The sequence below is a fragment of the Isoptericola sp. NPDC057191 genome (genome assembly GCF_042670225.1).
In the GTDB taxonomy this organism is placed as follows: domain Bacteria; phylum Actinomycetota; class Actinomycetes; order Actinomycetales; family Cellulomonadaceae; genus Isoptericola.
This window is the reverse complement of the sequence record NZ_JBHUWC010000103.1, coordinates 1,906-13,937: the sequence shown is the minus strand read 5'-3', so window position 1 is coordinate 13,937 and position 12,032 is coordinate 1,906. Positions and strand designations below refer to the sequence as shown.

General features: G+C 74.2%; 14 protein-coding genes and 1 tRNA gene. 4 read left to right on the top strand and 11 right to left on the bottom strand.

The features are described 5' to 3' along the window. Positions 1 to 48: 48 nt before the first annotated feature. Both ACFT55_RS13275 and ACFT55_RS13270 read right to left on the bottom strand, forming a co-directional pair. Positions 49 to 450, bottom strand: coding sequence for a helix-turn-helix domain-containing protein (locus tag ACFT55_RS13275; RefSeq protein WP_380244305.1), 402 nt, complete (start codon positions 448 to 450; stop codon positions 49 to 51). 10 nt (positions 451 to 460) lie between these two features. Beyond that, positions 461 to 1,399 carry an EamA family transporter gene (locus ACFT55_RS13270; protein ID WP_380244304.1) on the bottom strand — a complete coding sequence of 313 codons (939 nt, stop codon included), beginning with the start codon at positions 1,397 to 1,399 and terminating at the stop codon, positions 461 to 463. Between the two features lie 71 nt (positions 1,400 to 1,470). Between ACFT55_RS13270 and ACFT55_RS13265 the strand changes: the two genes are divergently transcribed. Continuing rightward, on the top strand, positions 1,471 to 2,436 hold the full coding sequence (locus tag ACFT55_RS13265; RefSeq protein ID WP_380244303.1) for a LysR family transcriptional regulator: 966 nt from the start codon (positions 1,471 to 1,473) through the stop codon (positions 2,434 to 2,436). Here the strand turns inward: ACFT55_RS13265 and ACFT55_RS13260 are convergent. From ACFT55_RS13260 to ACFT55_RS13230, 7 genes are all read right to left on the bottom strand, one after another. Continuing rightward, a tRNA-Leu gene (locus ACFT55_RS13260) sits at positions 2,406 to 2,479 on the bottom strand. The two genes, ACFT55_RS13265 and ACFT55_RS13260, sit on opposite strands and share 31 nt — an antisense overlap. A 73-nt stretch (positions 2,480 to 2,552) precedes the next feature. Continuing rightward, complete coding sequence (locus ACFT55_RS13255) at positions 2,553 to 4,004, bottom strand: NAD(P)/FAD-dependent oxidoreductase (protein ID WP_380244302.1); 1,452 nt, start codon at positions 4,002 to 4,004, stop codon at positions 2,553 to 2,555. 65 nt (positions 4,005 to 4,069) lie between these two features. Beyond that, positions 4,070 to 5,056 carry an exopolyphosphatase gene (locus ACFT55_RS13250; protein ID WP_380244301.1) on the bottom strand — a complete coding sequence of 329 codons (987 nt, stop codon included), beginning with the start codon at positions 5,054 to 5,056 and terminating at the stop codon, positions 4,070 to 4,072. Positions 5,057 to 5,122: 66 nt separating this feature from the next. Beyond that, the gene (locus ACFT55_RS13245; protein ID WP_380244300.1) at positions 5,123 to 5,650 is read right to left on the bottom strand and encodes a DUF501 domain-containing protein; all 528 of its coding nucleotides are present in this window, start codon (positions 5,648 to 5,650) and stop codon (positions 5,123 to 5,125) included. 14 nt (positions 5,651 to 5,664) lie between these two features. Then, positions 5,665 to 6,813 (bottom strand): galactonate dehydratase, encoded by a 1,149-nt coding sequence (gene dgoD / locus ACFT55_RS13240; protein ID WP_380244299.1) that lies wholly within the window; start codon positions 6,811 to 6,813, stop codon positions 5,665 to 5,667. Beyond that, positions 6,810 to 7,418, bottom strand: a complete 609-nt coding sequence (locus ACFT55_RS13235) for a 2-dehydro-3-deoxy-6-phosphogalactonate aldolase (protein ID WP_380244298.1) — start codon at positions 7,416 to 7,418, stop codon at positions 6,810 to 6,812. The genes dgoD and ACFT55_RS13235 overlap by 4 nt, the downstream gene beginning before the upstream one ends. Further along, positions 7,415 to 8,482, bottom strand: a complete 1,068-nt coding sequence (locus ACFT55_RS13230; RefSeq protein ID WP_380244297.1) for a 2-dehydro-3-deoxygalactonokinase — start codon at positions 8,480 to 8,482, stop codon at positions 7,415 to 7,417. The genes ACFT55_RS13235 and ACFT55_RS13230 overlap by 4 nt, the downstream gene beginning before the upstream one ends. Positions 8,483 to 8,550: 68 nt before the next feature. Here ACFT55_RS13230 and ACFT55_RS13225 point away from each other — a divergent pair, with 68 nt between their 5' ends. Next, complete coding sequence (locus ACFT55_RS13225; RefSeq protein ID WP_380244296.1) at positions 8,551 to 9,375, top strand: IclR family transcriptional regulator; 825 nt, start codon at positions 8,551 to 8,553, stop codon at positions 9,373 to 9,375. A gap of 39 nt (positions 9,376 to 9,414) precedes the next feature. Here ACFT55_RS13225 and ACFT55_RS13220 read toward each other — a convergent pair whose 3' ends face one another. Both ACFT55_RS13220 and ACFT55_RS13215 read right to left on the bottom strand, forming a co-directional pair. Next, complete coding sequence (locus ACFT55_RS13220) at positions 9,415 to 10,209, bottom strand: septum formation initiator family protein (protein ID WP_380244295.1); 795 nt, start codon at positions 10,207 to 10,209, stop codon at positions 9,415 to 9,417. A gap of 242 nt (positions 10,210 to 10,451) precedes the next feature. Continuing rightward, on the bottom strand, positions 10,452 to 10,931 hold the full coding sequence (locus tag ACFT55_RS13215) for an Ig-like domain-containing protein (RefSeq protein WP_380244294.1): 480 nt from the start codon (positions 10,929 to 10,931) through the stop codon (positions 10,452 to 10,454). Here ACFT55_RS13215 and ACFT55_RS13210 point away from each other — a divergent pair. Both ACFT55_RS13210 and ACFT55_RS13205 read left to right on the top strand, forming a co-directional pair. Next, complete coding sequence (locus tag ACFT55_RS13210; RefSeq protein WP_380244293.1) at positions 10,924 to 11,124, top strand: hypothetical protein; 201 nt, start codon at positions 10,924 to 10,926, stop codon at positions 11,122 to 11,124. The two genes, ACFT55_RS13215 and ACFT55_RS13210, sit on opposite strands and share 8 nt — an antisense overlap. Before the next feature lie 39 nt (positions 11,125 to 11,163). Continuing rightward, a partial coding sequence (locus ACFT55_RS13205; protein ID WP_380244292.1) for a hypothetical protein occupies positions 11,164 to 12,032 on the top strand: 869 nt, incomplete at its 3' end.

Here is a 12,032-nt window from a genome sequence, read left to right as displayed (position 1 = left end):
CAAACGGTCCGTTTGAGGATCAAGTCAGCACGCAGGTTGCGGAAGCGGTCAGGCGGCGAGGGCGACGACGTCCGACGACGACGTCGAGCGCACGTGGCGGACCGCCGACGACCGGTCGCGGGTCGAGGTGAGCACGCGGACGCGCTGCTGGTGCTCGGCGCTGGCCGCGAGGGCGTCGTGCGCCTGCGCGACGAGGTCGACGAGGCGGATGCCGAGCGCCGCGCACGCCGCAGCCAGGACCTCCGAGGACGCCTCCTTGCGGCCGCGCTCCACCTCCGACAGGTACGCGGTGGACATGCGTGCGGTGCTCGCGACCTCCTGCAGGGTGCGGCCCTGGCTCAGGCGGGCGCGGCGCAGGATGGCGCCGACCAGGTGCCGCAGGAGCGGCTCGCGCACGTGCCGCGTCTCGCCGACGCTCTCCGTCGTGCCGACCCGCATGTCCGCCGTCATGCCGACGACGCTACCCGCGGCCGGCGCCCGACGGCTCCGTGAGCGGCCCGACGGTCGGCCGTTCTGCTGACGGCAGAAGGCGCCGGGCAGCCCTCGTGCTGCCGAAGAGGACCCCGCCCACGACGAGCACCGCCCCGACCCCCTCACCGAGCGTGACCCGCTCGCCGAGCAGGAGCCAGGCCGCCGTCATGCCCACCACCGGCACCAGCATGGAGAACGGCGCGACGACGCCCGCCGGGTGCTGGGCCATGAGCCAGGTCCACACGCCGGAGCCGAGCACCGTGCCCACCAGGACGGTGTACGCCAGGCCGACGACGGCGCCGACGGCCCCCGGCTCGCCCCACGAAGTGAGGGAGTGTGCGATCTCGCCGGGCCCTTCGACCAGCAGGGACAGGGCCAGCATCGGCAGCGGCGGCACGACCGACATCCACAGGGTGAGGCGGAGCGGGCTCTGCGGCTTCGCCTGCCGGTTGCAGACGTTGCCGATCGCCCAGCCGAAGGCTCCCGCGAGGGTGAGCAGGAACGGCACGACCGTCGCCGTCGCCGCCTGCTGCCACGCGACCAGCGTGAGGCCGCCCACCGCCACGAGGATGCCGAGCACCTGGCGGCCGCTCACGCGCTCGCGCAGGAACGTCGCGCCCAGCAGCACGGTGAACGGGCCGGACATCTGCAGCACCAGCGACGCCAGCCCGGCGGGCATGCCCGCCGCCATCCCCCAGTACAGGAAGAGGAACTGGAGCGTGCCGAAACCGAGGCCGTACCCGACGAGCCAGCGCACGGGCACGTCGGGCCACGGCACGAACAGCACGGTGGGCACGGCGATGAGCGCGAACCGCAGCGCCACGAGGAACATCGGGGGGAAGTGCTGCAGGGACGCGTCGATCGCGATGAAGTTCAGGCCCCACATGAGGGCGACGAGCACGGCGAGCAGCCGGTGGCGGGTGGGCATGCGCCCAGCCTTCCCGCGGCGAACATGAAGGACAAGCGAAACCTTCTACACGCTGTCTGTAGTCTGCCTTCATGGACGCCCGACACCTGGAGCTGCTCCGCGAGCTCGCGGAACGCGGCAGCGTCACCGAGGTGGCCCGCGCCACCCACCGCACGCCCTCGGCCGTGTCCCAGCAGCTGCGGACCGCCCAGCGCGAGCTGCGCACCGCGCTCGTCGAGCCCTCGGGCCGCGGGCTGCGCCTCACCGAGGCCGGGCGCCTGCTCGCCGAGGGCGGCGCCACCGTCGCCGCCGCCATCGAGCAGGTGCAGGCCCGGTGGGACGCGTTCACCGGCGAGCCGTCGGGCACCGTCACCGTGGCCGCCCTGCCGAGCGCGGCGACGTTCCTGCTCCCGCGGGTCATGGCCGAGCTGGCGGACACCGCGATCGCGCTGCGCTGCGCCGACGTCGACATCGCCGAGGCCGAGTACGGCCCGCTCACCGCCGACCACGACGTCGTCGTCGCGCACTCCCTGACCAGCGTGCGGCCGGCCGGCACCGAGGGGCTCACGGTGGTGCCGCTCGCCCGGGAGCCGCTCGACATCGCGATGGCGGCCGGGCACCCGCTCGCGCGCCTGCCGAAGGTGCGGCCGTCCGACCTCGTCGACCAGGACTGGATCGGCGTGCCGCTCGGCTACCCGTTCGACTCGGTGCGCCTCGCCGTCGAGCAGGCCACCGGGGCGGCCCTGCGCGTCACGCAGCGGCTGCGCGACAACCGCCTCATCGAGGCCCTCGTCACGGCGGGCGACCAGGTCGCCGTCCTGCCGCGCTTCACCACCCCCACCGGTGCGGGCCTGGTGCTGCGCGAGCTGGCCGACATCGCCTCGGCACGGCACATCTCCGCTGTGCTCCGGCCCGACCGGGCCGAGCGGCTGGCGGTGCGCCGCGTGGTCGACGCGTTCCGGCGGGCCGGCGCCGACGTCGCCACGGCGATGACCGGCGACCCCGCCGTCCGGCCTCGACGCGGCAGTGCCCCCGCCCGGGTTCGAACCGGGACTTGACCGGGTTTAAGCCGGCTGCCTCTGCCAGTTGGGCTACGGGGGCGAGAACGACGGAGCGGGCGCCCGGCCGACCCCCGAAGGGTCGACCCGGCGCCCGCTCACGGTACCGAAGGGACTCAGCCCTTCTCGGCGCGCGCGGCCGACGACTCAGCCTTCTGCTCGACCTTCTGGCCCGGCTGCTTCGGGGGCACGGAGGCCTTGCGGAACTCGTCGCGCGGGTCGTGCAGCGAGCCGAGGGACACGATCTCGCGGCCCATGAGGAACTGGCCGGCCCAGCCGATGAGGATCCGCACCTTGCGGTTGCCGGTCGGCATCGCCATGACGTGGTAGCCACGGTGCGCGAGCCACGCGAGCGGGCCGCGCAGCTTCAGGAACCCGAACAGCTCCGCGACGCCCTTGTACAGACCGAGGGAGGCGACGACGCCCACGCTCTTGTGGCTGTAGTCCTCGGGCTGCTGGCCCTTGAGAACGGCGATCATGTTGTCGGCGAGCTTCGTGGCCTCGCGGATGGCGTGCTGCGCGTTCGGCGGGCAGAACTGGCCCGGGTTGAGCACGTCCGGCACGGCGGCGCAGTCGCCCGCGGCCCACGCGTCGGGGACGATCTCGCCGTCCTCCGTGGCGACCTGCAGGGTGGGCTTGACGATGACGCGGCCGAGCTTGTCGAACGGGAGGTCCGACTCCTCCTTGATGACCGGGTTCGCCTTGACGCCGGCGGTCCACACGATCGTCTCGGTGTCGAACTCGACGCCCGTCGACGTCACGACGTGACCGTCCACGCAGGACGACAGGAACGTGTTGAGGTGGAACTCGATGCCGCGCTTCTTCATCTCGTCGAGGGCCCAGAGACCCATCGGCTCGGAGACCTCGGGCAGGATGCGGCCGGAGCCCTCGATCATCACGAAGCGCAGGTCGTCGGCGTCGATCGTCGGGTAGTTGCGCGTCGCGTACCGCGCCATGTCCTCGATCTCGGCGAGCGCCTCGATGCCGGCGAACCCGCCGCCGACGAACGTGAAGGTCAGCATGCGGCGGCGCGCGTCCGCGTCCCACGTCGAGGACGCCACGTCCATGCGGTTGAGCACGTGGTTGCGGACCGCGATGGCCTCCTCCACGTTCTTGAAGCCGATCGCGGTCTCCGCGAGCCCCGGGATGGGCAGCGTGCGCGACACCGAGCCGAGGCCGACGACGAGCTGGTCGTAGGAGACCTCGTAGTCCGGGCCCTCCTCGGGGTGGATCGTGATCTTGTGCGCGGCGTGGTCGATGTGGTTGACCAGGCCCTGCAGCACGTCGATGCCCTTGAGCGCCTTGCGGTGCGGGGCGACGACGTCGCGCGCGTCGATCGAGCCCGCGCCCGCCTCGGGCAGGAACGGCGCGTACGTCATGTACGGGCGCGGGTCGACGACGACGATCGCCGCGTCCTGCTTGCCGAGCTTGCGGCGCAGACGTCGCGCCACGTAGAGGCCGACGGAACCACCGCCGAGGACGACGATGCGGGGGACCTTGCGGGGCCGCGGCGCCGCTGCGGGCGCGTCCTGGACAGAGGTGTCCGACGACAGAACGTTCTGAGGCATGATCACCATTCTACGACTGCCTCAGAGCCCCGCAGTCGGGGCGTCCACGGTGCGACCTCCGACCCTCAGGCGAGCGACAGTGCGATGCCGTCGAGGATGTCGCTCTCGCTCGTGACGACGTCGCTCAGCGTGCCGCCCGCGGCAGCGACGTCGTCGCGCACGCGCCGCACGACCTCCGCCCAGACGAGCGCGCCGGCGCCGATGACGTCCGCCCGGCCGGGGTGCATGAAGCCGAGGGCGAGGCGCTCGGCGCGGCTGCGGTGCAGCAGGTCGTCGCTGGCGGCGAGCACCTCGTCGACACCGAGCACGGCGCCGTGCACCCGCTCGCGCCGGTACTCCGGCAGCGCCAGGGCGTGCGCCGTCACCGAGGTGACCGACCCCGCGAGACCCACGAGCGTCACCGTCCGGCCGAACGGGACGGTCCGCGCGGCCTCGTCGAGCGCGGCGCGCACGTCGGCACGGGCGGCCTCCACCTCGGCCTCCGTGGGCGGGTCGGTGTGCAGGTGCCGCTCGGTCATGCGGACCGACCCGATGTCGAGCGACAGGGCCGCCTCCGGCGTCGTCGTGCCGAGCACGAGCTCGGTCGACCCGCCCCCGAGGTCCACCACCAGGTACGGTCCGGCGTGCTGGCCCGCGACGCCCGCCGTCGCGCCGCGGAACGACAGCTCCGCCTCCTCGCGCCCCGACGCGACCTCGGGGTCGACGCCGACGGCGGCCCGGACGCCGTCGAAGAACTCCTGCCGGTTGCGCGCGTCGCGGGTCGCCGACGTCGCGACGAACCGCACCCGCGTGGCCCCGGTCTGCGCGATCACCGCGGCGTACTCGCGCGTCGCCTCCAGCGTGCGCGCCAGCGCCTCCGGAGCGAGCTCGCCGGTGCGGTCCACCCCCTGGCCGAGGCGCACGATCTGCAGCCTGCGGTCGACCTCGGTGAGGGTGCCGTCGCGGTCGACGTCGGCGACGAGGAGGCGGATCGAGTTGGTGCCGCAGTCGATGGCGGCGACCCGGGTCCCCGTGGTCGGGACGGCCGGGGCGATGGAGGAGCGTTCTGTCACGCGGTCACCCTCTCACCCACCACCGACCTCCCGCCGGTCGAGCGCCGACAGCCCGGCGCTCGAGCGTCAGCAGGAGCAGCGGTCGGGCCGCCACTGGTCGCGGACCAGCGCGAGCGCCTCGTCGCCGAGCGGGTTGACCCCCGGGCCGGCGGCCAGCGCGTGCCCCATCAGCACGTGGAGGCACTTGACGCGGGTGGGCATGCCGCCTGCGGAGATGCCGGCGATCTCCTCGACGTCGCCGAGCTCCGCCCGTCGTGCGAGGTAGTGCTCGTGCGCGCGCCGGTACGCCGCCGCGAGCTCCTCGTCCTGGCCGAGCCGCTCCGTCATCTCCTTCATCACACCCTCCGCCTCCAGCCGCGACGCGGCCGCGACGGCACCCGGGTGCGTGAGGTAGTAGGTCGTGGGAAACGGCGTGCCGTCGGGCAGGCGCGGCGCGGTGCGCACCACGAGCGGACGGCCGCACACGCAGCGCGCGGCGATGCCGACGACGCCCCGCGGCGTGCGCCCGAGCTGCTCGGCGAGCACCTCGAGGTCACGGTCGGTGACGACGGTCGGGTCGTCGGCGGGCGCGCTGGCGGGGGTCTGGTCGGTCACGCCCCCATTCTCGCTCACCACTCCGCGACGGAGCCGTCGGGGTGCCGCCACACCGGGTTGCGCCACCGGTGCCCGACGACCGCCCGCTCCCGGACGTAGTCCTCGTCCACCTCGATGCCGAGGCCGGGACCGCGCGGGATCTCGACCATCCCGTCGGCGTACGCGAAGACCGACGGGTCGACGACGTAGTCGAGCAGGTCGTTGGTGGTGTTGTAGTGGATGCCGAGGCTCTGCTCCTGGATCACGGCGTTGTACGCGACGGCGTCGAGCTGCAGGCACGCGGCGAGCGCGACCGGGCCGAGGGGGCAGTGCGGGGCGACGGCGATGTCGTACGCCTCCGCCATCGCCGCGATCTTGCGGACCTCGGTGATGCCGCCCGCGTGCGACAGGTCCGGCTGGATGACGTCCACCACACCGGACGTGATGACGTCCTTGAAGTCCCAGCGCGAGTGCAGCCGCTCCCCCAGCGCGATCGGCGTCGTCGAGGTCCGCAGCACGTCCGCGATCCCGTCGACGTGCTCCGACAGCACCGGCTCCTCCACGAACATCAGGTGGTAGGGCGCCAGCGCGTCGAGCAGCACGCGCGCCATCGGGCGGTGCACGCGACCGTGGAAGTCGACGCCGATGCCGACGTCGGGCCCGACCGCCTCACGCACCGCTGCGACGTTCGCCACCACGCGCTCGACCTTGTCGCGCGTGTCCAGGTACTGCAGCTCCTCGGGCCCGTTCATCTTCACCGCGGTGAAACCGCGGGCCACGGCCTCTCGGGCGGCGTCCGCCGTGGCCGACGGCCGGTCGCCGCCGATCCACGAGTAGACCTTGATCCGGTCGCGCACGCGCCCGCCGAGGAGCTCGTGCACCGGGGCGTCGTGCGCCTTGCCGGTGATGTCCCACAGGGCCTGGTCGATGCCCGCGAGCGCGCTCATGTGGATCCCGCCGCCGCGGTAGAAGCCCGACCGGTACAGCACGGTCCAGTGCTCCTCGACGCGGCGCGGGTCCTTGCCGACCAGGTAGTCGGCGAGCTCCTCGACGGCCGCGGCGACGGAGGCGGCGCGGCCCTCGAGGACGGGCTCGCCCCAGCCGACGACGCCCGTGTCCGTCTCGATCTTGAGGAACAACCAGCGGGGCGGGACGGCGTACGTCGTCAGGGACGTGATCTTCACGGCTTCCTCCACTCCTGCACGAGGGCGGCGGCTCTGGCCCCGACCTCCGCCGCGGCGTCCCCCGGCCGGTACAGCGACGTGCCGACGCCCGCGCCGTCCGCACCCGCGCGGGCCCACCCGCGCAGCGTCGTCAGGTCGACGCCGCCCACCGGGACCAGGCGCGCGCCGGCGGGCAGCACGCTCGCCCAGGCGCGCAGCCCGGACACCCCGACCGCCTGGGCGGGGAAGACCTTCACCGCCGTGGCGCCCGCGTCCAGCGCCGCGAACGCCTCGGTGGGCGTCGCCGCGCCCGGGTAGCTCTCCAGGCCGAGCCGCACGGTCTCCGCCACGACGTCGGCCCGGGTGTTCGGAGAGACGACGAGCGACGCGCCGGCGTCCGCGGCGCGCCGCACGTCCTCCGGGCTGAGGACGGTGCCCGCGCCCACCCTGGCGTCGGGGCCGACGGCGGCACGGACCCGCCGCACCGACTCCAGCGGTTCCGGCGAGTTGAGGGGCACCTCGACGGCGTCGAAGCCGGCGTCGAGGACGGCGGTGGCGACGGAGGCCGCCTCCGCGGGCGTGATCCCGCGCAGGATGGCGACGAGGCCGGTGGCGTCGGGCGTCATGGGCGGACCTCCGTGGTCGATGGTGTGCTCGGGGCGGTGCTGGACGGCGTGCTGTAAACGAGGCCTGCGCCCACCGCGACGCGCCACAGGCCCCTCGCGGCGAGAGGCTCCGCGAACGTGCGGACGTCCGCGCCGTGCCGGACGAGCGCGCGGCGGTAGCGCGCCGCGAGGGGGCCGGCGCCGCCGACCGCGACGACGCCGGGGGGCGCCGTCCGTCGTGCGTGCCGCACCTCCGAGCCCACCAGGAGGCCCGACACGTGGTCGGCCACCTCCGCCGGCGCCAGGCGTCCCGCCTGGACGAGCGTGCGCGCCGTGAAGAGCAGCGCGAGCAGGCCGCGGTCGTCGCCCTGCTCCGCCTCGAGGTCGAGGGCGTCGTCGAAGGCGGGTGTCGGCTCCGCCGTCGGACCGCCGTCCGCCAGCCGGGCGAGGACGCTGTCGCGCAGCAGGAGCGCGAACACCTCCCCGGTCATGGCGGTGGAGAAGCCCACGACGCGACCGCCGTCGAGCCGCACCCACTTCGCGTGCGTGCCCGGCAGCACGACCGTCAGGGCCTGGTCGTCCGCGTCGGCCGGCGCGGCGCCGCCGGCGAGCTCGTCGAGGGCGCCCAGGAGCTGCACCTCCTCGCCCCGCAGGACGTCCGGGTCGGGCCCCGGCACCCGCAGCCCGGGCACCACGTGCACGACGCCGTCCGCGACGGGCGGGTCGCCGGAGGAGTCCAGGGGCGCGGGCGCGAGGTGGTGGGCCAGGCGGTCGAGGCCCACCGGGACGTCGAGGTAGCCGGCGTCGCGCCAGCCGTGGTCGCTGCCGGCCATGCCCGCCACCACCACCGGCAGCCCGGGACGGCGGTCGAGCCAGGTCCCGCACCGTCGGGCGAACGTCGCCCGGAACGCCGCCGCGCGCTCGGTCGCGGTGCGCGCGCCCTCGGAGGTGCGCAGCGAGCCGTCGGCCGCGCGGACCTCGTCGAGCACGCCGCCTGCGGCGTCCAGGAGCCAGGCACGGAAGCTGGTGGAACCCCAGTCGACGGCAACCAGCGCGGCGTCGCGGCGGGGTGCGTCGTCGGGCATGGACGGGACGCTAGGACTCGCTCCGGCCCGCCGCGACGACCTCCCGATAATCGGGATAATCTCGCCGCGTGCCTGACCCTCCCATTGCCGCGAAGCCCCGCCCCGCGACCACCGGACCGCTGGCCGCCCCGGCAGGCACGCAGACCCTGGCGCGCGGTCTCGCCGTCGTCGACGCCGTCGCCCGCGGCCATGACCGGCTGCGTGACGTCGTGGCCGAGACAGGGGTCGGGCGCAGCACCACCCACCGGCTGCTACAGCTGCTCGTCACCGCCGGCTACCTGCGCCGGATCGACGACCGGTACGCGCTCGGCCCCGCCCTCATCGAGCTCGGCTACCAGGCGCTGCAGGAGAACCCCGTCGCCGTGGTCGCCGCCGCGCCCCTGCGCGCCCTGCACGCCCGCGTGTCCGACACCGTGCACCTCGCGATCGAGGACCGCGGACAGGTGCTCTACCTCGAGAAGCTCCCCGGCACGCGCGGGGCGCCCACGCGCTCGCGGACGGGCCACCGCATGCCCCTCACGAGGACCGGAATCGGCAAGGCGCTGCTGCTCGACCGGCCCGACCGCTGGCGAGCCCAGTTCCTGGCCGAGCGGCGTGTGGGCCCCGAACCCGGCGGCGTGCCGGAGGCGGAGGTGCTGACCGCCGACCAGTTCGTCGCCGTCATGACCGAGTCCGCCCGGCGTGGCGTCGCCCTCGACCTGGAGGAGAACGAGCCCGGCGTGCTGTGCGTCGCCGCCCCCGTGCGCGACGCGTCCGGCGCGATCGTCGCCGCGATCAGCGTCTCCGCGCACCGCCCCGCGATGCCGCCGGCGCGGGTCGAGGCGCTCGCGCCGGTCGTGCTCGACGCCGCCGCAGGGATCAGCGCCCGGCTCGGTCTCGACCGGGCCGGGTGACGGGTCGGGTCACGGGGCGGGCGCGCCGCCCGCCGACCGTCAGCCGTTCTCGGACGACGACGGGCTCGGCGGGACGTCCGGCGGGTCGCTGGCCTCGCCGCCCGTGGTGCCCGCCGGTCCGTCGGCCACCTGCACCGACTCCCACACCGACTGGTACCAGGGCACGCTCGGCCCGCTCGTCGTGCCGACCGGCCCCGAGCCGACGGCCTCGCCCGTCACCGGGTCGACGTCGTCGTCCCCCGCCGCACCCGGGTCGACGACACGCCACACCTTGTCCGACGGCATGACGAAGCTGAGGCGCGAGCGCGCCTGCTCCTCGACGTACGAGCGGTCCTCCCAGCGGCCGAGCTCCACGTCGAGGTGGTCGTTCTCCGCCTGGTTCTGCGCCAGCTCGGTGCGCAGCCGGTCCAGCTCGTGGGACTGCTGCACCGCACCCCGCACCGTCGGCAGGAGCAGCACGACCGCGAGCAGCACCACCACCGACAGCACGATCAGCCGGACGGTCAGCACCTCCGGCAGCACGAGGCCGTACCGGCTGCGACGCCGCTCCTCCCGTGCCGGGCCTGCCGGACGGCGTGAGCCCCGGCGGCCACCTGAGGCGCTCGGCGACGCCGCCTTGGACGTCTTCGAGCTTGTCTTGGAGCCGGCCTTGGAGCCTGACTGGGAGCCGGACTTGCCGCCCGTCTTCGAGCCGGACGCCTTGGGGCGCGACGACGGCGGGGCGCCGACCGAGCCGTTCGCCGTCGTCGTGGGCCGCGCGGACCCGCCGCGCGCTCCCGAGGGCCGCGCCGCCGGGCGGCGGGCAGAGGGAGAGGTCGGACGACGAGCGGGCACGCCCCGATTCTGCCGACCTGCACCGCCACGACCGGGGACCGTCGTCGGCGCGCCCGCAAGCCAGTTCGCGGACTCGACCGTGACCCGACGACCAAGGGGCGAGGCCGTGTGGCCTCGCCCCTCAGTCGTGACGCTTGGTGCTGTCCGGGGCGGCCGGGGTGGTGGAGCCCGAAGGCCCCACCACCCCGTCCCGCACCCGGTGAACCGGATGGTTCAGGTACTGCTAGGTGGTGCTGTGGTGATCACTCACCGGCGGTGTCGGTCACGGCCTGCTCGCCCTGGCCGCGCTTGCGCCGCCAGAACAGCAGGGACCCACCAGCAGCTGCGAGCAGCGCCGCGATGCCGCCGGCCGCCACGGTCGTGGCGTCCACGCCCGTCGCCGCCAGGTCGCCGTCACCCGAACCGGAGGAGTCCGCCGAACCCTGCGTCGTGCCCGTGGTGGTCACGGCGCCGTCCTGGACGGTGAAGGTCACGGTGTCCGTGGCCTTGCCGTCCGGGTTGGTCGCGACAACGGTCATCGAGTAGACCCCGTCAGCGAGCTTCTCCGAGGGCTGGAAGGTCCAGTTCCCGTCGGAGTCGACCGCCACCGAGCTTCCGGTGAACGACGTGACATCCGCCATGACCGACTGCGCCACGCCAGCGGTCGAGCCGCCACCACCAGCAGAGTGCGACTTGGCCATCAGGTTGAGCGTCGCGTCCGGAGCAGCCGTACCGGTGAACACCGGCCGGCTGCTGACACGCTCGCCGTCCTTCGGCGAGGTGATGGACACCTCGATCGCGAAGAACGCCCCGTCCGAAGCGGACGTCGCGTTGCCCGACGTGCTCGAGCTCGCCGACGCGTTCGTGCTTGCCGACGCCGCACCGTTCACGTCACCCGACGCGCCCGACGACGCGTCCGCGGTCGCCGCAGCCTGAGCCGCAGCAGAAGCGTCCACATCGGTCGAGGCCGACTGCGTGCCGTCGGTGTTCGAGTCCGTCTTCTGGTTGCCCGTCACCGAGGCCTGCGCCGCCACCTGCGCAGCAGCGTTCGCCTCCGTGTCGGCCGTGGTCGACGCGTCCGTGGAAGCGCCCGCCGCCACATCAGCAACCGCCGCAGCGTTCGCCGCAGCAGCCGACGTCGTGTCCGCAGCAGCAGACGCCGTGGTGTCAGCGTCCGGCGTCGCAGCAGCCTCAGCCGCCGGGTTGCCCTCAGCGTCCGCAGCAGCAGAAGCCGCAGCGTTCACGTTCGAGTCGGCCTCGGTCGTGCCCTCGGACGCGGTCGTACCGTCGGTCGACGTCGTGCTCGTACCGTCGGTCTCAGACGAGCCCTCGGTCGTGGCACCCGCCGTGGCGTCCGCCGTCGCAGCCGACGACGCAGCGGCCTCAGCCTGCGAAGAGTTGTCACCCTCCGCAGCGGCCGACGTTGCGGCCGACGCCGAAGCGTTGGTGTCGTCGTCACCCTCGGTGTTGGCCGCAGCAACCGCAGCAGCGTCAGCTGCAGCGTTCGCCTCGGTGTCCGCCGTGGTCGACGCGTTCGTCGAAGCGTCCGTGTATGCCGCCGACGCCGCAGCAGCCTCAGCATCTGCCGTCGCGGCGGCCGAAGCCGTCGTCTCAGCGTCCGCCGTCGCCGCAGCAAGAGCAGCCGGGTTCGCCTTCGCGTCCGCAGCAGCCGAAGCCGAGGCGTTCACGTTCGAACCAGCCTCGGTCGTGCCCTCGGTCGCAGCAGCAGCCTCGGTCGTGCCCTCGGTCGCAGCAGCAGCCTCGGTCGTGCCCTCGGTCGCAGCAGCAGCCTCGGTCGTGCCCTCGGTAGCAGCAGCCGCCTCGGTCGTGCCCTCGGTCGCAGC